The 19,211-nt window shown below is 70.9% G+C and carries 17 protein-coding genes and 1 pseudogene; 11 read left to right on the top strand and 7 right to left on the bottom strand.

What is annotated here, in order from left to right:
* Positions 1-269 precede the first annotated feature (269 nt).
* Together ACZ3KJ_RS09645 and ACZ3KJ_RS09640 are read left to right on the top strand one after the other, a co-directional pair.
* Positions 270-1,499 (top strand): amidohydrolase, encoded by a 1,230-nt coding sequence (locus tag ACZ3KJ_RS09645; RefSeq protein WP_467526014.1) that lies wholly within the window; start codon positions 270-272, stop codon positions 1,497-1,499.
* A 297-nt stretch (positions 1,500-1,796) separates the two neighbouring features.
* A complete protein-coding gene (locus ACZ3KJ_RS09640; protein WP_467526351.1) occupies positions 1,797-2,861 on the top strand; it encodes a BMP family lipoprotein in 1,065 nt (354 codons plus the stop codon).
* A gap of 72 nt (positions 2,862-2,933) precedes the next feature.
* Here the strand turns inward: ACZ3KJ_RS09640 and ACZ3KJ_RS09635 are convergent.
* Positions 2,934-3,581: pseudogene (locus ACZ3KJ_RS09635) on the bottom strand (transposase); the annotation flags it as partial.
* A gap of 424 nt (positions 3,582-4,005) precedes the next feature.
* Between ACZ3KJ_RS09635 and ACZ3KJ_RS09630 the strand changes: the two are divergent.
* The 6 genes from ACZ3KJ_RS09630 to ACZ3KJ_RS09605 all read left to right on the top strand — a co-directional run bounded on the left by ACZ3KJ_RS09630 (position 4,006) and on the right by ACZ3KJ_RS09605 (position 11,148).
* Positions 4,006-5,058 carry a BMP family lipoprotein gene (locus ACZ3KJ_RS09630; RefSeq protein ID WP_467526013.1) on the top strand — a complete coding sequence of 351 codons (1,053 nt, stop codon included), beginning with the start codon at positions 4,006-4,008 and terminating at the stop codon, positions 5,056-5,058.
* Between the two features lie 234 nt (positions 5,059-5,292).
* A complete protein-coding gene (locus ACZ3KJ_RS09625; RefSeq protein ID WP_467526350.1) occupies positions 5,293-6,948 on the top strand; it encodes an ABC transporter ATP-binding protein in 1,656 nt (551 codons plus the stop codon).
* On the top strand, positions 6,945-8,069 hold the full coding sequence (locus tag ACZ3KJ_RS09620) for an ABC transporter permease (RefSeq protein WP_467526012.1): 1,125 nt from the start codon (positions 6,945-6,947) through the stop codon (positions 8,067-8,069). Before ACZ3KJ_RS09625 ends, ACZ3KJ_RS09620 begins: the two co-directional genes overlap by 4 nt.
* Entirely contained in the window at positions 8,069-9,331 is a 1,263-nt protein-coding gene (locus ACZ3KJ_RS09615; RefSeq protein WP_389513573.1) for an ABC transporter permease, read from the top strand. Before ACZ3KJ_RS09620 ends, ACZ3KJ_RS09615 begins: the two co-directional genes overlap by 1 nt.
* Positions 9,328-9,726 (top strand): cytidine deaminase, encoded by a 399-nt coding sequence (locus ACZ3KJ_RS09610; protein ID WP_389513574.1) that lies wholly within the window; start codon positions 9,328-9,330, stop codon positions 9,724-9,726. Before ACZ3KJ_RS09615 ends, ACZ3KJ_RS09610 begins: the two co-directional genes overlap by 4 nt.
* Positions 9,727-9,864: 138 nt before the next feature.
* The gene (locus tag ACZ3KJ_RS09605; RefSeq protein ID WP_467526011.1) at positions 9,865-11,148 is read left to right on the top strand and encodes a thymidine phosphorylase; all 1,284 of its coding nucleotides are present in this window, start codon (positions 9,865-9,867) and stop codon (positions 11,146-11,148) included.
* 113 nt (positions 11,149-11,261) lie between these two features.
* Here the strand turns inward: ACZ3KJ_RS09605 and ACZ3KJ_RS09600 are convergent, their stop codons facing one another.
* Positions 11,262-11,471, bottom strand: a complete 210-nt coding sequence (locus tag ACZ3KJ_RS09600; RefSeq protein WP_467526010.1) for a hypothetical protein — start codon at positions 11,469-11,471, stop codon at positions 11,262-11,264.
* Between the two features lie 556 nt (positions 11,472-12,027).
* Between ACZ3KJ_RS09600 and ACZ3KJ_RS09595 the strand changes: the two genes are divergently transcribed.
* Positions 12,028-12,765, top strand: coding sequence for an XRE family transcriptional regulator (locus tag ACZ3KJ_RS09595; RefSeq protein ID WP_467526009.1), 738 nt, complete (start codon positions 12,028-12,030; stop codon positions 12,763-12,765).
* A gap of 132 nt (positions 12,766-12,897) precedes the next feature.
* Here the strand turns inward: ACZ3KJ_RS09595 and ACZ3KJ_RS09590 are convergent, their stop codons facing one another.
* On the bottom strand, positions 12,898-13,020 hold the full coding sequence (locus ACZ3KJ_RS09590) for a hypothetical protein (protein ID WP_467526008.1): 123 nt from the start codon (positions 13,018-13,020) through the stop codon (positions 12,898-12,900).
* 33 nt (positions 13,021-13,053) lie between these two features.
* Here ACZ3KJ_RS09590 and ACZ3KJ_RS09585 point away from each other — a divergent pair, with 33 nt between their 5' ends.
* Positions 13,054-14,079, top strand: coding sequence for a tetratricopeptide repeat protein (locus ACZ3KJ_RS09585; RefSeq protein ID WP_467526007.1), 1,026 nt, complete (start codon positions 13,054-13,056; stop codon positions 14,077-14,079).
* A gap of 244 nt (positions 14,080-14,323) precedes the next feature.
* On the opposite strand, the gene ACZ3KJ_RS09580 is transcribed toward ACZ3KJ_RS09585, so the two are convergent.
* Together ACZ3KJ_RS09580 and ACZ3KJ_RS09575 are read right to left on the bottom strand one after the other, a co-directional pair.
* Complete coding sequence (locus ACZ3KJ_RS09580) at positions 14,324-15,502, bottom strand: GDSL-type esterase/lipase family protein (protein ID WP_467526006.1); 1,179 nt, start codon at positions 15,500-15,502, stop codon at positions 14,324-14,326.
* An 86-nt stretch (positions 15,503-15,588) separates the two neighbouring features.
* Positions 15,589-16,188: a TetR/AcrR family transcriptional regulator gene (locus ACZ3KJ_RS09575; protein ID WP_467526005.1), complete on the bottom strand. Its 600-nt coding sequence runs from the start codon at positions 16,186-16,188 to the stop codon at positions 15,589-15,591.
* Positions 16,189-16,285: 97 nt separating this feature from the next.
* Between ACZ3KJ_RS09575 and ACZ3KJ_RS09570 the strand changes: the two genes are divergently transcribed.
* A complete protein-coding gene (locus ACZ3KJ_RS09570) occupies positions 16,286-16,672 on the top strand; it encodes an STAS domain-containing protein (RefSeq protein ID WP_467526004.1) in 387 nt (128 codons plus the stop codon).
* On the opposite strand, the gene ACZ3KJ_RS09565 is transcribed toward ACZ3KJ_RS09570, so the two are convergent.
* Positions 16,556-17,572 carry a sigma-70 family RNA polymerase sigma factor gene (locus ACZ3KJ_RS09565; RefSeq protein ID WP_467526003.1) on the bottom strand — a complete coding sequence of 339 codons (1,017 nt, stop codon included), beginning with the start codon at positions 17,570-17,572 and terminating at the stop codon, positions 16,556-16,558. The genes ACZ3KJ_RS09570 and ACZ3KJ_RS09565 overlap by 117 nt on opposite strands.
* A 308-nt stretch (positions 17,573-17,880) precedes the next feature.
* Entirely contained in the window at positions 17,881-19,182 is a 1,302-nt protein-coding gene (locus ACZ3KJ_RS09560) for an MFS transporter (protein ID WP_467526002.1), read from the bottom strand.
* Positions 19,183-19,211 lie beyond the last annotated feature (29 nt).

Raw genomic sequence — 19,211 nt, 5'->3', positions numbered from 1 at the left:
CCGGCCCCGGTCCGCGGGCCGCGACGCGGGTTCCGGCAGATGGACGGTCGCGGCGTGGTTTCCCTGTGCCGTGGTATCCGTGGAGGGAGGAAAGAGTGAGATGGGTGGCGATGTCGTGATCCACTCGGGCGAAGTCGGCCGAGTTTACCCATCTCGAATGACAGCCATGCGCCGCGCGGCCAACTTTTCTTCACCGAATGGGTTGAAGTTTTGTTGATCGGGTCAGTTGACCGCCTCGGCGTCCTACCCTTCAGAGGGTGAAGCAACTGATGTCCCGAGAGTCCGAGGCCGATTCCACCGGGGAAGACGCGCTCCCCGGCACCCTTCCGGAAGCCCTGCGCGCCGAGCTCGTCGCCTTCCGCCGCGACATGCACATGCACCCGGAGCTCGGCAACCAGGAGTTCCGCACGACCGCAGCGATCAAGGAGCGCCTGGAGAAGGCGGGCTTGAAGCCGCGCGTCCTGTCCAGCGGAACCGGGCTCATCTGTGACATCGGCGACTGGACGGACGGCGTCCCCGTCCTGGCGATGCGCGCCGACATCGACGCGCTGCCCATCCCGGACACCAAGACGGAGTGCTCCTACCGCTCCACCGTGCCCGACCGCGCGCACGCCTGCGGCCACGACGTGCACACCACCGTCGTCCTCGGCGCCGGCCTCGTCCTCGCCGGCCTGCACCGCCAGGGCCGGCTCCCGCGCCCGGTCCGGCTGATCTTCCAGCCCGCCGAGGAGGTGCTGCCCGGCGGCGCCGCCGAGGCCATCGAGGACGGCGCGCTGGACGGCGTGGGCCGGATCATCGCCGTGCACTGCGACCCCCGTGTCGACGCCGGTCTGATCGGACTGCGCGAGGGGGCCATCACCTCCGCCTGCGACCGGCTGGAGATCGCCCTCGACGGGCCCGGCGGCCACACCGCCCGCCCCCACCTGACCACCGACCTCGTCACCGCCGCCGCCCGGGTCGTCACCGACGTCCCCGCGCTCGTCGGCCGCCGGGTCGACACCCGGGCCGGCCTCGCGGTGACCTGGGGCCGGATCGACTGCGGCCACGCCCCGAACGTCATCCCGCAGCACGCCGAGCTGTCCGGCACCGTGCGCTGCCTGGACATCGAGGCCTGGCGCCAGGCCCCCGACCTCGTGGTCGCCGCGATCGACGAGGTCGCCAACCTGCACCGCGCCAAGTCCGAGATCAACTACGTCCGCGGGGTCCCCCCGGTCGTCAACGAGCCCGGCGTCACCGCCCTCCTGCGCGACGCCATGCTCGCCCGGCACGGCGAGGCGTCCGTCGAGAGCACCGAGCAGAGCCTCGGCGGCGAGGACTTCTCCTGGTACCTGGAGCGCGTGCCCGGCGCCATGGCCCGCCTCGGCGTCCGCAGCCCCGGCGAGCGCACCGTCCGCGACCTGCACCAGGGCGACTTCGACGCCGACGAGCTCTCGATCAAGGTCGGCGTGGAGCTGTTCACCGCCGCCGCGCTGCTCGACGCGGCGACCCGCGTGAACTGAGCGCGCGCCGACCGCCGTACCGACCGTCGTACCGACCGGAGGGGCGCCGGAAAGGCGCCCCTTCGTCCGCTCGTGTCACCCGGCCGTAACCGGCGGACGCCGCCCGTAACGCACGGTCGGCACGAATCGATAACGGCCGCGAGGAACCCCGTTCCCCTCCCCTTCTACGCGCGTTACTGTGCGCCGGAATCGCCAGCCGGAACGGCCCGTCGGGGGGCCGCGCGGCAGGCGTCACATTGGGGACGAGCGGGCCGGTGACGGCGCCGTGGGGATGAAGGGGTGGCTGCTGTGCGTCTCATATCTCGGAGGACCGGGTTCTCCCGGGCCGCGGTGACCGTCGCGGTCGTCGCGCTCGCGGCCGCCGGCTGCGGCGAGTCCAGCACCGGCTCCAAGGCCGCCGACGCCAAGGAGTCCGGCACCTACTCCGGCAAGGGCATCGGCCTCGCCTACGACATCGGCGGCAAGGGCGACCAGTCGTTCAACGACGCCGCCTACGCCGGCTTCCAGAAGGCCGACAAGGAATTCAAGATGGGCGGCCGCGACGTCGAGCCGCAGGACGGCGAGTCGGACGCGGACAAGGTGCAGCGCCTCACCCAGCTCGCCCAGGCCGGCTACAACCCGGTGATCGGCGTCGGCTACATCTACGCGCCGGCCGTCAAGGAGGTCGCCGCCAAGTTCCCCGACACCACCTTCGGGATCATCGACGACGAGACCGTCCAGGCGAAGAACGTCGCCGACCTGGTCTTCCACGAGGAGCAGGCCTCCTACCTGGCCGGCGTCGCCGCCGCCAAGGCCTCCAAGACGGGCCACATCGGCTTCATCGGCGGTGTGGACATCCCGCTGATCCACAAGTTCGAGGCCGGCTACGTCCAGGGCGCCAAGTCCGTCAACCCGGCGATCAAGATCGAGTCGCAGTACCTGACGGAGACCGCCCAGGAGGGCGGCTTCTCCAGCCCCGACAAGGGCAAGGCGGGCGCGAGCGGCCAGATCGAGGCCGGCGCCGACGTCATCTACCACGCGGCCGGCCTCTCCGGCCAGGGCGTGATCTCCGAGGCCGCCGCGAAGAAGGTGTGGGCCATCGGCGTCGACTCCGACCAGTACAGCCAGAGCTCGCTCGCCGCCTACAAGGACTACATCCTCGGCTCCGCCCTGAAGAACGTCGGCGGCGCGGTCTACGACCTCGCCAAGTCCGTCCACGACGGCAAGCCCCTGTCCGGCGTGGTCCGCGGCAGCCTCTCCAACGACGGCGTCGGCTTCGCCGACTCCAACCCCAAGTACCAGGCCATGACCGAGGTCGTCGCCGCCGTGAACGCGGCCAAGCAGGACATCGTCGACGGCAAGGTCACCGTCAACACCAATTGACATGCTCCTCGCCCTGAAGGGCGAGGATTCCGGCCTTCCTGACTGGTTGCCGTGCCTCCCCCAAGCTCTCAACTACGTTCGAGCAGGGGGTGCCCCCATCGCGGCACGGTTTCCGGTCGGGAATCCGTGGCTTCCTGTTTCTTCGCGCTGTGCCGGGATCGCTCCCGGTCTTACCGGCGCTCCGCAGGCCGATACCGCCAGTCCGGCGGCCGTTTCGATGTTGATCGCGGCGTTGTGGTCCCGGTCGTGGACCGTGCCGCAGGCGCTGCAGGTCCATTCCCGGATGTTGACGGGTTTGGGCCATCCGGGCCTGGTCGGCGGCGGGGTCGGTGTCGATGACGAAGGACGCGAAGAACCTGCCCGCCGCGTCCCTGACGACGGTGACGGAGGTCGGGATGGCGGGCAGCGTGCGGGACCACTTCACTTTCACCGCCCCGATCTTCGGCAGGTCCAAACGGCCCGCGACGGTGATCTTCCAGCGGGCGTTCGCGGTGAACCGGACCGACTGCCGGTGATCCTTTCGGGACTTGAAACGCGGCGGACCAGCCGCGGGCCCCTGCGGGTGCCCTTGAGGGAGGCGAAGAAGTTGCGGTACGCGGTGTCGGCGTCCCGCAGGGACTGCTGGAGCACCACCGCGGACACCTCACGCAGTCAGGCACGCCCGGCCGTCCGCTTCGCCTCGGTGATCAGCTTCCGGGACAGCTCCCCGGCCGTACCGAAGCTGCATGCGAAGAGCGTACGAACGAGCCATACCGGATGTCGCCGGGAACCTCCGTTCCCCACCTCACCCTCGGTGACCGCGCCGTCCGGCTCCGCCGGACCTGAATCCGCGACGCTCCGCGTCGCCACTGTCGGATTCACTTCACCACCGGCCTGAAGGCCGATGCACTGCGCATGACATCCGGTAGCGCTGCCGCCGGTCCGGACCTCCGTCCGACCCCTGATACGCCCCCACGGGTGTCCTCGCAGCTGAGCGCCCCTTGCCCACCGCAAGGGGCGCTCAGCTGTCCGTAGTCCGGACAGTAACTGTGGCCACATCTCGATAACGGACCGGACAGAAGGGTTTTTCCGTCCGGTCTACGCGCGTTACGCTGCGCCGGAACCAGCGCCTGGTTTGGGCGCTTGCACGAAGGAGTCTCGTTCCATGCGCCGGGTGTCCCGTATCGCGGTTGCGGGTGTTGCCACCGCAGCCCTCGCCGTCACCGTTTCCGCTTGCGGAAGCTCGTCCACGTCGTCCGCCGCCTCCTCCGGCGACGACAAGAACCTGGGCCTCGCCCTCGCGTACGACGTCGGCGGCAAGGGCGACCAGTCCTTCAACGACGCCGCCACTTCGGGCATGGAGAAGGCCGACAAGGAGTTCGGCTACACGTCCACCGCCGTGGAGCCGCAGGACGGCGAGTCGGACGCGGACAAGGTGCAGCGCCTGGAGACCCTGGCCAAGCAGGGCTACAACCCGGTGATCGGCGTCGGTTACGCCTACGCGCCCGCCGTCAAGGAAGCCGCCGCGAAGTTCCCGGACACCACCTTCGGCATCGTCGACGACGAGCAGGTCAAGGCCGACAACGTCGCCGACCTCGTCTTCAGCGAGGAGCAGGCCTCCTACCTGGCCGGCGTCGCCGCCGCCAAGGCCACCAAGTCGAACGTGGTCGGCTTCGTCGGCGGTGTCGACGTCCCGCTGATCCACAAGTTCGGGGCCGGCTTCAAGCAGGGCGTCCAGGACACCAAGAAGGGCGTCACGGTCAAGGAGCAGTACCTGACCGAGACCGCCGCCGAGGGCGGCTTCTCCAGCCCCGACAAGGGCCAGAGTGCCGCCGAGGGCCAGATCGACGCCGGCGCGGACGTCGTCTACGCGGCCGCCGGCCTGTCCGGCCAGGGCGTCATCAAGGCCGCCAGCGCCGCCAAGATCTGGGCGATCGGCGTCGACTCCGACCAGTACCAGCAGGACGCGCTGAAGGCGTACAAGTCCTCGATCCTGACCTCCGCCATGAAGAACGTCGAGGGCGCGGTCTACGACCTGGCGAAGTCCGTCGAGGACGGCAAGCCGCAGTCCGGCGTGGTCCGCGGCAGCCTCTCCAACGGCGGTGTCAGCCTGGCCTCCTCCAACCCGACGTTCGCCTCGGACAAGACGATCCAGGACGCCGTCACCAAGGCCGCGGAGGCCATCAAGGCCGGCACCATCACGGTGAAGACCTCCTGACGACCGTGTCGCGGGCCTGTCGAGGGCCTGTCGAAGGCATGGCCAAAAGGGCGCTGTGATGACAGCGTTACGGCCACGGAACGGGGCCCTGGGAACATGACCTCCCGGTGCCCCGTTCGCGCGGCAGAATGCTCGGAACAGATCGGCTCCGAAACGAGCCGATCAGGTCCGGGCACTATTAAATGCAGGGGCGCTACGCGCGTAGAGAGGCCCCTTTCCCGAGGAGAGTGCGCCATCGACGCGTCCAGCAGCCCTCCGCCCACCGCCCCGTCGACCGTCGCGGTGCAGCTCGCGGGCATCACCAAGCGATTCCCCGGTGTCGTCGCCAACCACGACATCCACCTGACCGTCCGCAAGGGGACCGTGCACGCCCTGGTCGGTGAGAACGGCGCGGGCAAGTCGACCCTGATGAAGATCCTCTACGGCATGCAGAAGCCGGACGAGGGCACCATCGCGGTCGACGGCGAGCAGGTGAGCTTCGGCAGCCCCGCCGACGCGATCTCGCGCGGCATCGGCATGGTCCACCAGCACTTCATGCTCGCGGACAACCTGACCGTCCTGGAGAACGTGGTGCTCGGCAGCGAGAAGCTGTACGGCATCGGCGGCGGCGCCCGCAGGAAGATCAAGGAGATCTCCGACCGCTACGGCCTGGGCGTCCGCCCCGACGCCCTGGTCGAGGACCTCGGCGTCGCCGACCGCCAGCGCGTGGAGATCCTCAAGGTCCTCTACCGCGGCGCCCGCACCCTCATCCTCGACGAGCCGACCGCCGTCCTCGTCCCGCAGGAGGTCGACGCCCTCTTCGCCAACCTGCGCGAGCTGAAGTCCGAGGGCCTCTCCGTCATCTTCATCTCCCACAAGCTGGGCGAGGTGCTGTCCGTCGCCGACGACATCACCGTCATCCGCCGCGGCACCACCGTCGGCACCGCGGTCCCCTCCGCGACCAGCCCGCGCCAGCTCGCCGAGATGATGGTGGGCAGCGAGCTGCCCACCCCGGAGACCGCCGAGTCCACGGTCACCGACCGGCCCGTCATCACGGTGGAGAACCTGACCGTCCACGCCGCCGGCGGCGCCTCCGTCGGCTGGGAGGAGGAGCCCGCGGGCGAGGGTCTCACCGAGTTCGCGGGCGGCGGCGACGTCAAGCGCGTCCTCGACGGCGTCAGCTTCACCATCCACGCCGGCGAGGTCATGGGCATCGCCGGCGTCGAGGGCAACGGCCAGACCGAGCTGATCGACGCGCTGATCGGCACCCGGCACGCCGACTCCGGCACCATCGCCTTCCTCGGCGAGGACATCACCGGCTGGCCCACCCGCAAGCGCCGCGAGTCCGGCGTCGGCTACGTCCCCGAGGACCGCCACCGCCAGGGCCTGCTCCTGGAGGCCCCCCTCTGGGAGAACCGCATCCTCGGCCACGTCACCGAGACCCCCAACGCCAAGGGCTTCTGGCTGAGCCCCAAGGGCGCCCAGGCCGACACCCGCCGGATCGTCGAGGAGTACGACGTCCGCACCCCCGGCATCGACGTCACCGCCGCCTCCCTCTCCGGCGGCAACCAGCAGAAGCTGATCGTCGGCCGCGAGATGAGCCACGACCCCAAGTTCCTGATCGCCGCCCACCCCACCCGCGGTGTCGACGTCGGCGCGCAGGCGCAGATCTGGGACCGCATCCGCGAGGCCCGCCGCGAGGGCCTGGCCGTCCTGCTGATCTCCGCCGACCTCGACGAGCTCATCGGCCTGTCGGACACCCTGCGCGTGATCTACGACGGCAGGCTGGTCGCCGACGCGGACCCCGCGACCATCACCCCGGAGGAACTGGGTTCGGCCATGACCGGCGCCGCGTCCGGGCACCTCGAGCACGTCGAAGAAGAAGCCGCCCCGGAGGACGAGGCCCGATGAAGAAGTTCGACAAGGAGCGGCTGCTCCTCGCGGTGGCCGGCCCGGCCATCGCGCTGGTCTCGGCGATCCTGCTGACCTCGGTCGTGCTGATCGCCTCCGGCAAGAACCCCTTCGAGCCGTACCGGCTGATGCTGGAGCAGATCCCCTACTCCGACATCCAGGTCCTGATCGTCAACCAGGCGTCGCTGTACTACATCGCCGCCCTCGCGGTCGCCCTCGGCTTCCGGATGAACCTGTTCAACATCGGCGTCGACGGCCAGTACCGCCTCGCCGCCATGATGACCGCGGTGGTCGGCGCGCACGTGGCGCTCCCGTCCTTCCTCCAGATCCCGCTGCTGCTGCTGGTCGGCGCGCTCACCGGCGCGTTCTGGGCGGGCATCGCGGGCGTCCTGAAGGTCACCCGGGGCGTCAGCGAGGTCGTCGCGACGATCATGCTCAACGCCATCGCCACCAGCCTCATCGGCTACCTGACCCTCCGCGACAACTTCGGCGTCCTGGTCGGCGACAACGTCACCACCGGCGAGATGAAGGAGTCCGGCTGGGTGCCCGGCATCGACTTGGGCCCGGACGTCGGCGAGATCTACGGCCTGGTCTTCCTCGCCGCCGCCCTCGGCGTCGGCTACTGGATCGTCCTCAACCGCACCCGCTTCGGCTTCGACCTGCGCGCCACCGGCACCTCCGAGACGGCGGCCGCCGCCTCCGGCGTCAACGCCAAGCGCATGGTCCTCACCGCGATGCTGATCTCCGGCGCGGTCGCCGGCCTGTCCGGCCTGCCGCTGCTGCTGGGCGACGCCCACACCTACAGCCTCAGCTTCCCGGCCGGCCTCGGCTTCACCGCCATCGGCATCGCCCTGCTCGGCCGCAACAACCCGGGCGGCATCGCCCTGGCCGCCCTGCTGTGGGCCTTCCTGGAGAAGACGTCCCCCGCCCTCGACTACGCCACCCCGGTCGCGTACGAGAAGGAGATCGCCACGATCATGCAGGGCCTGATCGTCTTCGCGGTCGTCATCTCCTACGAGGCCGTACGCCAGTGGGGGCTGCGCCGCCAGCAGAAGCGGGTCGGCGCCGAACTCGCCGCCCAGGCCGCCGACAACAACGCCAAGAAGGAGGTGGCGGCCTGATGTCCACCGCGACCATCGCCAAGCCGCAGGCGAAGCAGCCCGGCAAGGGCGGCCGCCGCATGTCTCTCCCGGTACTCCTGCTGGTCATCGCGGGCGTGCTGGTCCTCACCTCGATCGTCCGCCTGATCAGCGGCGCGGACGGCATCACCTCGACCGGCCAGATGTCCACCGCCCTGCGCCTGGCCGTCCCGATCGGCCTGGCCGGCCTCGGCGGCCTGTGGGCCGAGCGCGCGGGCGTCGTCAACATCGGCCTCGAGGGCATGATGATCCTCGGCACCTGGTTCGGCGCCTGGGCCGGCTACCAGTGGGGCCCGTGGACCGGTGTCGCCTTCGGCATCATCGGCGGCGCGCTCGGCGCCGTCCTGCACGCCGTCGCCACCGTCACCTTCAACGTCAACCACATCGTCTCCGGTGTGGCCCTGAACATCCTGGCCCTGGGCACCACCCGCTACCTGTCGAAGTTCACCTTCGAGGACGTCCCGCAGGGCTCCTCCAAGCAGTCCCCGCCGATCGAGTCCCTCGGCACCTTCGACATCCCCGGCCTGTCGTCCTGGCTGGAGACCCTGAACGAGAAGCACTGGTTCCTCGTCTCCGACCTCGCGGGCCTGGTCGGCGGCCTGGTCACCAACCTCTCGCCGCTCACCGTCGTCGCCGTCGCCCTCGTCCCGGCCACCTGGTACGTGCTGTGGCGCACCGCCTTCGGCCTGCGCCTGCGCTCCTGCGGCGAGAACCCGGTCGCGGCCGAGTCCCTCGGCGTCAACGTCTACAAGTACAAGTACATCGCCGTGATCGTCTCCGGCGGCTTCGCCGGCCTCGGCGGCGCCTTCCTGTCGATCGTCGCGTCCAACGTGTACCTCGACGGCCAGACCGCGGGCCGCGGCTACATCGGCCTCGCCGCGATGATCTTCGGCAACTGGATGCCGGGCGGCCTCGCCCTCGGCGCCGGCCTGTTCGGCTACACCGACAGCCTCAACCTGCGCGGCGGCACCACCAACGTCCACGCGCTGATCCTGCTGCTGGCGATCCTGCTGGTGTTCGGCGCGGCCTACCTGGCCTGGCAGAAGAAGTACGTCTCCGCCGTCGTCACCGTGGTGGTCTCGGCGGTGATGTTCCTCTGGTACGCCAGTGTGGACGAGGTCCCGCGCCAGGTCGTCTCCGCCGCCCCGTACCTCGTCACCCTGCTGGTGCTGTCGCTCTCCGCCCAACGCCTGCGCATGCCCAAGGCGGACGGCCTGCCGTACCGGAAGGGACAGGGCAAATGACCCCGGCCGCCCCGGTCGACTGGGACGCCCTGCGGGAGCTGGCCCGGGAGGCCATGCGCCACGCCTACGCCCCCTACTCGGGCTACCCGGTCGGGGTCGCGGCCCTGGTCGACGACGGCCGCACGGTCTCCGGCTGCAACGTCGAGAACGCCTCCTACGGCATCGGCCTGTGCGCCGAGTGCGGGCTGGTCTCCGAGCTCCAGCGCACCGGCGGCGGCCGGCTCACGCACTTCACCTGCGTGGACGGCCGGGGCGAGATCCTCGTCCCGTGCGGCCGCTGCCGGCAGCTGCTGTACGAGTTCGGCGGCCCGGAGCTGCTGCTGGAGACACCGGCCGGGATCCTGCCGCTGGCGGAGATGCTCCCGCAGGCCTTCGGCCCCGACCACCTCAAGTAACGACCGCGCCCGCGAAGCAACGCCCCGAGGCCCCTCCGACCGCCCGACCCGGACGGAGGGGCCGCGCACTTCCCGCGACGTCGTCCCCACCGGACGTCCTGCCCACCGGACGTCTTGCGCACCACCGGAAGGAAACTTATGGCCATGGACGCCATCTCCGTCATCCGCACCAAGCGGGACCGCGGTGAACTCAGCGACGAGCAGATCGACTGGGTCATCGACGCGTACACCCGCGGCGAGGTCGCCGACGAGCAGATGTCGTCGCTCGCCATGGCGATCCTGCTCAACGGGATGAACCGCCGGGAGATCGCCCGCTGGACGGCCGCGATGATCGCCTCCGGCGAACGCATGGACTTCTCCGCCCTGTCCCGCCCCACCGCCGACAAGCACTCCACGGGCGGCGTCGGCGACAAGATCACCCTGCCGCTGGCCCCGCTGGTCGCCGCCTGCGGCGCGGCCGTCCCGCAGCTCTCCGGCCGCGGCCTCGGCCACACCGGCGGCACCCTGGACAAGCTGGAGTCGATCCCCGGCTGGCGCGCCCTGCTCTCCAACGAGGAGATGCTGCACGTCCTCGACACCACCGGCGCGGTGATCTGCGCGGCGGGCGACGGCCTGGCCCCCGCCGACAAGAAGCTGTACGCCCTGCGGGACGTCACCGGCACCGTCGAGGCGATCCCGCTGATCGCCTCCTCGATCATGTCGAAGAAGATCGCCGAGGGCACCGGTTCGCTCGTCCTGGACGTGAAGGTCGGCACCGGCGCCTTCATGAAGACGATCGAGGACGCCCGTGAGCTGGCGTCCACGATGGTGGGCCTGGGCACCGACCACGGTGTGCGGACGGTCGCCCTGCTGACCGACATGTCGACCCCGCTCGGCCTGACCGCGGGCAACGCCCTGGAGGTCCGCGAGTCGGTGGAGGTCCTGGCGGGCGGCGGCCCCGCCGACGTCGTCGAGCTGACGATCGCCCTGGCCCGCGAGATGCTCGACGCGGCCGGTGTGACGGGCGCCGACCCGGCGAAGGCCCTCGCCGACGGCTCCGCGATGGACGTCTGGCGCCGCATGATCACCGCCCAGGGCGGCGACCCGGACGCCCCCCTCCCCACCTCGCGGGAACAGCACGTCGTCACGGCCCCCGCCTCGGGCGTACTGACCCGCCTCGACGCCTACGACATCGGCATCGCCGCCTGGCGCCTGGGCGCCGGCCGCGCCCGCAAGGAGGACCCGGTCCAGGCAGCCGCCGGCATCGAACTCCACGCCAAGCCCGGCGACCCGGTCACCGAGGGCAGCCCCCTGCTGACCCTGCACACCGACACCCCCGAACGCTTCGCGTACGCCCTGGAGGCGATCACGGGCGCCTACGACATCGCCCCGACGGGCACGGCGCACGAGGCGTCCCCGGTGGTACTGGAGCGGATCGCCTGACGCCGGCAGCGACGCGCCCCCGACTGCGGCCCTTGCCTCCGCAGCCGGGGGCGCTGCCCGTCCCGGACGGGGGCACCGGGACGGGGTTCACCCGCTGCTGCCCTCGTCGCGCGTCACAGCGCCCCCCGACTCCGCCTATTGACCTCCGCCACCTGGGCGCGCAGCCTCGCGTCCGTCCCCGCCCGGCACAGCGGGCAGGCGCAGGGCGGGAACCTGCCGAAGAGTTCGGGTACGTCCGGAGGCTCGACGATCCGCAACGGCCGCACCTGGGTGCGGACGCCGGTCCGCGGATCGACCCGATAGACCGCGATCGTCATCGTCACCGGGCATCCCCCCAAGGGTGCGCCCAGGGGCCTGCCCAGGGCGTTGCCTGGGCATCCGCGCGGTTGGTGCTGAGCGAGGCGCCCAGGTGAGAGACATAGGGCCGGACAAGGGCGCCCGTGGGCTCCCAGGCTTCCTCTGCCTCCGAATGGCAGAACGACTGCGGGGGCGTTGGGCACTTCCTCGCGCGGAGCCCGCGCACGGTGACCAACCGGGCGCCCCAGACGTCCGGCGACAGACGGCACGAGGGGGCAGGGAGTGTCACGGGGTGCGTGGCAGGGCGCCTGTGCCTGCCGGGGGTATGCGATCCGAACAGGACCACTCTCACCCATTCGAGTAGCTGCGTGATAAGCATGGACTGTCGACGCTCCTTGCAGGCGTTGGCCACGCCCCGGGGCCGTTCGCGCGGTCGCCGGGGTCCTTGCGTCATGCCATGCTGACGCCCCCTCAAGGAGCTTTCTGAGTACGTTTCGCGACACTTGAGACGTTCCGGCGGTAACGTGGAAGAACGCCCAAACGTCCTCGGGGGGAGTCTTGAACAGTGCACTGAGATCGGCTATGCAGTCGGCCAAGCTGTCGCCCAGGCAGTTAGCGGTACGGGTAGGCGTTTCTGGCAAGACGGTGGAACGGTGGGTGGCGGACGCCGGACTGATTCCACACGCCAGAAACCGGGAAGACGCCTGCAAGGCGTTGGGAGTTGACGAAGAAATGCTGTGGCCGAAAGCGGTAAAGGACCGAATCAAGACCGGTGGGGACCGCGAAATCATCCACTCCTACCCCTATCGGTCCTCCTGCCCATCGACGGTTTGGGCCGAACTTGTCGAGAGATCGGCAACGGACATCCTCTTCGCGGGGTACACGAACTATTTCCTCTGGATCGACCAGCCTGCATTCGTGGCAACCCTGCGGAAGAAACTTGACACCGGGTGCCGTGTGCGCTTCCTGCTGGGTGACCCCGACGGTGAGGTGACGCGCAACCGCGAGCAGATCGAAGAGGTGGCCCTCACTGTTTCCACGCGCATTCGCATCACGCTTGAGCATCTGGGAAAACTCGGTGCACACCAGGGCTTGGAAGCGCGCTTCTCCGCGGCGGGTGACGCGATCAATCACGTTTCGCTGTCGGTCTTCCGTTTCGATGATGAGGCGCTGGTCACCCCTCATCTGGCCCGACTGGTCGGGCATGACTCGCCTTTGCTGCACCTGCGGAAGATCGGTGACACCGGAATGTTCGCCCGGTTCGCCGAACATGCCGAAGAGCTGTGGTCAAGGGGAGTGCCGACAGTGTCTCAGGTCTAGTAGTGCAAAAAGGACCAGGAGGCAACCCGAAGATGCGGGAGATACGGGGCCTCCTGTGTCGGATCAGCTGACGCCGCCAACGAAATTCGCGATGGTGCTGGCAACAGGTTCGGGGTGCCGTGCCGGGCGTAGTCATGGCGGGCGCTTCTGCTCGGGCAGGGCTTCTGCCCGGCGAGCTATCCGGTAGGCGGTGCGGTTCTTACGCCGGGGCGTATGGACCAACTCCCAGCTCTGCGCGTCGCGGTAGTAGGTCATGTGGAGTCAGTCCTTGTCCTTGGAAGGAATGACGTGGATCGCCGGAACTTCCTGGCCGCATCCAGCGGTTACGCCCTCAGCGCGCTTGCACTGCCCGATCTGGAAAGCATCGTGCGCCGCACCCGTATGGTTCCGGCCGGGGCCGTACGCGTAGGCAAGGGTGAAGTGACCGCCATCCGGCAGATGGTCAAAGCGCTCGGCGACTCCGCTGCCGAACTCGGTGGCGGCCATGCCCGGCACCTCGCGGTCCGCTACCTGACGCAGGACGTAGCCCCCTGGCTGAACGGCAGATTCACCGAATCCACCGGCCGCGAACTGTTCGCGGCCACGTCTCAGCTTGTCCACCTGGCCGGATGGATGGCCCAGGACGAGGGCCGCGACACGGAACACCAGGGACGGGCCCAGCAGTACTACGCGCATGCTTACCGGCTCGCGGCCGAAGCAGGAGATCCCGAACTGTCCGCGACCGCCCTGCGAGGCCTCGCTGTCCAGGCCATCGACCTGGGATACCGGGCCGAGGCCGTACAACTCGGCGAAGCGTGCGTCCACTATGGCCGGCACTTGGAGAACCCGCGGGCCGTCGCCTACTACGAGGCCACCCTCGCCAACGCCGCAGCCCAGGACGACGACCGACGTACCGCCATCCGCCATCTAGCGTTCTCCGAGACCGCCATCAGCCGCTCTCCCGACGAATCCGGCGAATCCTGGGCTGCCCACTACTCGCCCGGCCGATGGGCCCATGAATCCGGCATGATCCTCTCCCGCCTCGGAGACCTCGACGCGGCTGAAGAGCACCTGCGCCTCGCCCTCGAGATCCATGGCCTGGACCGGCGGCGTACCCGCGCCATCGTCCTCGCCGACCTCGGTGGCGTGCGCCTTCGGCAAGGTGACCTGGATGGTGCCCTGTCCACGTGGAACGAGTTCATCGACTGCACCGACGGCATCCGCTCTGTGAAGGTCCACCACGCCGTCAAAGACATGCGGCTGAGGCTGAACCGATTCCCTGGCATGGCGGCAGCCGAAGAATTGCGGCACAAGGCCGATCGGCTCATGGCCTGACAGGCGACAGTCACAGTCTGGCGGGGCCGCCCTGCTTGACCCCCTGGAGGGATGGCTCCAGCCCGCAGCTCCGCCGCACGACCATGCCGCTGCGGGCGGCTCGGCGCTCGGGAGACCGAGCAACTGGAGTCCACGGCTTGCGCCTTCCGCGCCTGGGACCACAAGTACGGCGGCGGTCTGCGCCGCAAGTGGCCAGACGGCGCCGCCCGCGGAGGCTGGGCAAAGGCGGCAAAGGCGGAACCCCTCACCCGAACGCCCCGCCCTCCCCGAAGACCAGCGCGGCGAACCGCTCCCCCATGAGCCGGTGAGCGTCGGCACCGGGGTGCAGCCCGTCGGGCAGCGGCAGCTCGACGTCGTCGGCCTCGCCGTACAGCTCCCGCCCGTCCAGATAGTGCAGGTGTGGATCATCGGCGGCCCGCTGCGCGACGATCCGTTCCAGTTCCGCCCGGACGACCCGCAGCGTCAGCTTGCCGGCCGCCACCTCCGCCGGGTCGCCCAGCGGGACGAAGCCCAGCCGCCCTTCGGCGAGCCCGTCGAGGTCCGGCGCGCTGGGGCCGGGTGTCTCCTCGTGCAGGGGGCACAGGATCGGGGAGACGACCAGCAGCGGTGTGGTGGGGTGGCCCTCCCGGATCGTGTCGAGGAAGCCGTGGACGGCGGGGCCGAACGCGCGCAGCCGCATCACGTCGAGGTTGACCAGGTTGATGCCCACCTTGACGCTGATCAGGTCGGCGGGGTGGTCCCGGATGGCCCGCGCGGTGAACGGGTCGAGCAGGGCGCTGCCGCCCAGCCCCAGGTTGACCAGTTCCACGCCGCCGAGGGAGGCGGCCAGGGCGGGCCAGATGGCGGTGGGGCTCGCGGCGTCGGAGCCGTGGCTGATCGAGCTGCCGTGGTGCAGCCAGACCTTGCGGCTCGGGTCGGCCGGCGCAGGTTCGAGGGGGGCGTCGGTGCGCAGCGCCAGGAGTTCGGTCGTCTCGTTGTGGGGCAGCCAGATCTCGATGTCCTTGCGGCCCGGGGGCAGGTCCGTGAAGCGGACGGTGCCCGGTTCGCCGGTCCGGTGCTCGACGGTCCCGTCCCTCATGTCGATGGTCACCGTGCGGCCGCCGGTGACGCTCGCCTGCCCGGTCAGGCGGCCGTCGACGAGCAGGTCGTAGACGCCGTCCGGGACGGGCGGGGCGCCGACGTAGACGCGCCGGGTGCGCAGCGAGTCGAGTTCGACGGCGGTCGCCCGGGTCCGGAAGGCCAGCCGTACGCCCGAGGGCTGTGACTCCACCATGGCGAGCTGGGCGTCGCCGCACTGGGCGCGGGCGGCGGCGGGCAGGCGGTGGGGCAGGACGCCGTGGTCGGTGCGCTCCACCTCCAGGGCTCCCCGCAGGAGGTCGGCCGTGACGGGCGTGGTGATCCAGAGTTTCGGGGCGGCGGGCATGGCCTCGGTTTCGGTCGGCGGTGTACGGGCCTCTCCCAGGCGGTTGTCCGCTCGCCGGCCGGGGAAACGCGGCGGCGGGACATCCCTCAGGGCAGGTCGTGGGCGGCGCCCGCCGCACCCGTTCGGGGCCAGGTGCGCAGCAGGGCGTCGAGGGCGTCCAGGATGCGGTCCCACGATTCCTGGGAGTCGGGGGCGCTGTGGCTGAAGCCGCCGGCCAGTTCGAGGCTGACGTAGCCGTGGAAGACGCTGCCCAGCAGCCGGACCGCGTGCGTCTGGTCCGGCTCGGTGAGGTCGTAGCCGCGCAGGATCGCCCGGGTCATCCGGGAGTGCCGGGGGCCCGCGCCGGCCGCGGCGGCCTCGGGGTCCAGGGGGAACCGGGCGGCGGCGTAGCGGCCGGGGTGCTCGAGGGCGTAGTCGCGGTAGACGTTCGCCAGGGCGGCGAGGGCGTCCTGCCCGGCGCGGCCGGCGAGGGCGGCGGATCCGCGGTCGGCCAGTTCCTCCAGGGCGAGCAGGGCGATCTTCGTCTTCAGGTCGTGCGAGTTCCTCACGTGCGCGTACAGGCTCGCGACCTTGACGTCGAACCGCCGGGCGAGCGCAGAGACGGTGACCTGCTCGAAGCCGACCTCGTCGGCGAGTTCCGCCCCCGCCCGGGCCAGACGTTCGACAGTCAGCCCTGCGCGTGCCATGAGATCTCCGGTGTCGTCGCGGCCGTCACTGACACAGACCAAGGATTTACCTAAAGGCCTTAGCCAGTGTCCTGCACATATTAGGAGAGGGAAGGCGATGAGTCGCGCCGTTCCGCCCGGTCTACCGCTCGTGGACGCGACGAGACCGCCGGTGATCGGCCTGTGCGGACCCTTCACCCGGACCCGGGTGGCGGGCCTCTGCGACGACCTGAGGGCGCTGCTGGACGGGACCGGGGCGGCGGTCGTGGTGTGCGACGTCGCCGGGCTCGGGCCACCGGGCCTCCCGGCCGTCGACGCGCTGGCCCGGCTCCGGCTCACGGCCCGGCGGGCCGGGGGGCACCTCCGGCTGCGCGCCCCCGACCCGGCGCTACGCGCCCTGCTCGACCTCGTCGGACTCCCCTTCGAGGTGGAGGGGCAGGCCGAAGAGGGGGAACCAGCGCCGGGTGTCGAGGAAGAAGTGGAAACCGGTGAGGCCGCCGTCTGAGATCTCCAGCACCTGGATCGCCCACGGGGTGTACCCGCCGGCCTCGGGGTCCGGCTTGTACTGGGCGAAGCCCGGCAGGCCGTTGACCTGGACCGGCAGCAGCCGGGAGCCCGTGCAGGCGGAGCCGATCGTCGTCATGAAGCCGGTGATGTCCGCGTGGCCCGTCAGCCACAGGTCGAACGGCGGCATCGTCATCACCGCGTCCTCGTGGAGCAGCTGCGTCAGCGCCGTCATGTCGTACCCCTCGAAGGCGGCCACATAGCGCTCCAGCAGCTTCCGCTGCTCCTCGTCCAGCGGGTCCGAAACGGCCGCGTCCGCCGCCCTGTCCCGCTGTTCGGCGAGGGTCGCGCGGGCCCGCTGCAACGCGCTGTTGACCGAGGCGACCGTCGTGCCGAGCAGCTCGGCGACCTCGCTCGCCCGCCACGCCAGGACCTCGCGCAGGATCAGCACCGCCCGCTGCTTGGGCGGCAGCCGCTGCAACGCGGCCATGAACGCGAGCCGCACCGACTCCTTGGCCACGGCCGCCTCCGCCGGGTCCTCGACCGCGGGCAGCACGCGCGCGTCCGGCATCGGCTCCAGCCAGGTGGTGTCCGGGCGGGGGGAGAGGGCCGCCCGGGAGAGCGGGGTGGACTCCGTGAGGTCCATCGGCCGGGCCCGCTTGTTGCCCGCCGTCAGCATGTCCAGGCACACGTTGGTCGCGATGCGGTAGAGCCACGAGCGCAGGCTGGAACGGCCCTCGAAGGTGCCGTAGCTGCGCCAGGCCCGCACCAGGGTGTCCTGCACCGCGTCCTCGGCCTCGAAGGACGAGCCCAGCATCCGGTAGCAGTAGCCCGTCAGCTCGACCCGGTGCGCCTCCAGCCTGGCGTCGAGGTCGTCCACCGTCGCCGTACCGTCCGTCATCGTCGTCCACCCGCCCCTGTGGCCGTCTGTCACGCGCCTGTGCGCCCAGTACTCCGGAAGCTACCGGAGACCACTGACAACGGCCCCCCGAGTCGACGAAAGCCCAGGTGAAGGGGGTTCGCCGGGTGCCGGACCGGCCGCATCCGGCCCGGTACCCGACGGGCCCCCCGCCCGGACCGGTCGTGGTCCGCCGGAGCCGGCGGCGACCACGGACGGACGGTCCGGAGCGGGGGGACGGAGGGGGAAGGGGAGGGGGAGGCGAGAGGCGGGGAGGGGGCGGAGAGGAGGCGGGGAGGGGGAGGGGAAGGTCAGTGCGCGGCCACCGGCTCCCGACGGGCCGCGACCCGCGCCGCCCGCGTGCCGAACGCCGTGATCGTCACGACGCCGAGCACCGCCAGGACGCCCACGCCGACCGTGCCGGACCAGCCGCCCGCGTGGAAGGCCGTCGCGCCGACGGTGCTGCCCGCGCTGGAGCCGATGTAGTACGCGGACTGGTAGAGGGCGGAGGCCTGCGCCCGGCCGGTGGTCGCCGTCTTGCTGACCGCCGAGGACGCCACCGCGTGGCCCGCGAAGAAGCCCGACGTGATCAGGACCAGGCCCAGCAGGACCAGGGCCAGCGAGTCCGCCAGGGAGAGCAGGAGGCCCGCCGCCGTCGTGCCGCCGGCCAGGTACAGCGCCCCGCGCCGGCCCAGCCGGCCGACCAGCCGGCCCGCCGCCGACGCCGACACCGTGCCCACCAGGTACACCAGGAAGATGGAGCCGACGATGCCCTGCGGGAGCGAGAACGGCGCCTCCGTCAGGCGGTAGCCGATCACCGTGTACACCCCGCCGAACACCGTCATGAACAGCGCGCCGATCGCGTACAGGCGGCGCAGCAGCGGGTCGGTGAGGTGGTCGCGGACCGTGCGGGCCAGGACGCGGGGGCGCAGCGAGCCCGCCACGAAGTGCCGCGGCGCCGGCAGCAGCAGCCGGAACGCCACCGCGCAGCCCACCGCGACCGCGCCGATCACGCCGACGGCCACCCGCCAGCCCCACTCCTGCGCGACCCAGCCGGTGATGACCCGGCCGCTCATTCCGCCGACGCTGTTGCCCGCCACGAACAGGCCGATCGCCGTGATCAGCGCCTTGGGCCGCACCTCCTCCGCCAGGTAGGCGGTCGCCGAGGCCGGCAGACCGGCCAGGGCGGCGCCCTGAAGACCGCGCAGGACGACCAGCGCGCCCAGCGACGGGGCGAAGGGGACCAGCAGCCCGACGGTCACCGCGACCGCCAGCGAGGCCGTCATCACCGTACGGCGGCCGTAGCGCTCCGACAGGGCGCTCATCGGCAGCACGAACAGGGCCAGCCCGCCGGTGGCCGCCGCCACCGTCCAGCTCGCCTCGCTCGCCGCGACGCCGAACTCGCCGGAGATCAGCGGCAGCAGCGCCTGCGTGGAGTACAGGAGGGCGAAGGTCGCCACGCCGGCCAGGAAGAGGGCGAAGCTCATCCGGCGGTAGCCGGGGCCGCCGGGGGCCATACGGGAGTCGGAGGAGGGGACGGCGGGGGAGACGGCGGAGGGGACGGACGGAACGGCGCCCACGACGGTGGACGCCCCGGTACTGGCGGGAGACATACCTCGAACCTAGGACGACCCCACTGATC

This window comes from Streptomyces sp. NPDC003248 (assembly GCF_055563235.1).
This window is presented reverse-complemented; position numbering and strand designations above follow the sequence as displayed.

Bases quoted from the DNA above. Each gene is read 5' to 3' on its own strand.
- ACZ3KJ_RS09630 (WP_467526013.1), top strand. From the start codon at position 4,006: ATGCGCCGGGTGTCCCGTATCGCGGTTGCGGGTGTTGCCACCGCAGCC.
- ACZ3KJ_RS09590 (WP_467526008.1), bottom strand. From the start codon at position 13,020: ATGACCTACTACCGCGACGCGCAGAGCTGGGAGTTGGTCCATACGCCC.
- ACZ3KJ_RS09615 (WP_389513573.1), top strand. From the start codon at position 8,069: ATGTCCACCGCGACCATCGCCAAGCCGCAGGCGAAGCAGCCCGGCAAG.
- ACZ3KJ_RS09560 (WP_467526002.1), bottom strand. From the start codon at position 19,182: ATGTCTCCCGCCAGTACCGGGGCGTCCACCGTCGTGGGCGCCGTTCCG.
- ACZ3KJ_RS09605 (WP_467526011.1), top strand. From the start codon at position 9,865: ATGGCCATGGACGCCATCTCCGTCATCCGCACCAAGCGGGACCGCGGT.
- ACZ3KJ_RS09575 (WP_467526005.1), bottom strand. From the start codon at position 16,188: ATGGCACGCGCAGGGCTGACTGTCGAACGTCTGGCCCGGGCGGGGGCG.
- ACZ3KJ_RS09620 (WP_467526012.1), top strand. From the start codon at position 6,945: ATGAAGAAGTTCGACAAGGAGCGGCTGCTCCTCGCGGTGGCCGGCCCG.
- ACZ3KJ_RS09610 (WP_389513574.1), top strand. From the start codon at position 9,328: ATGACCCCGGCCGCCCCGGTCGACTGGGACGCCCTGCGGGAGCTGGCC.
- ACZ3KJ_RS09595 (WP_467526009.1), top strand. From the start codon at position 12,028: ATGCAGTCGGCCAAGCTGTCGCCCAGGCAGTTAGCGGTACGGGTAGGC.
- ACZ3KJ_RS09580 (WP_467526006.1), bottom strand. From the start codon at position 15,502: ATGCCCGCCGCCCCGAAACTCTGGATCACCACGCCCGTCACGGCCGAC.
- ACZ3KJ_RS09565 (WP_467526003.1), bottom strand. From the start codon at position 17,572: ATGACGGACGGTACGGCGACGGTGGACGACCTCGACGCCAGGCTGGAG.
- ACZ3KJ_RS09570 (WP_467526004.1), top strand. From the start codon at position 16,286: ATGAGTCGCGCCGTTCCGCCCGGTCTACCGCTCGTGGACGCGACGAGA.
- ACZ3KJ_RS09645 (WP_467526014.1), top strand. From the start codon at position 270: ATGTCCCGAGAGTCCGAGGCCGATTCCACCGGGGAAGACGCGCTCCCC.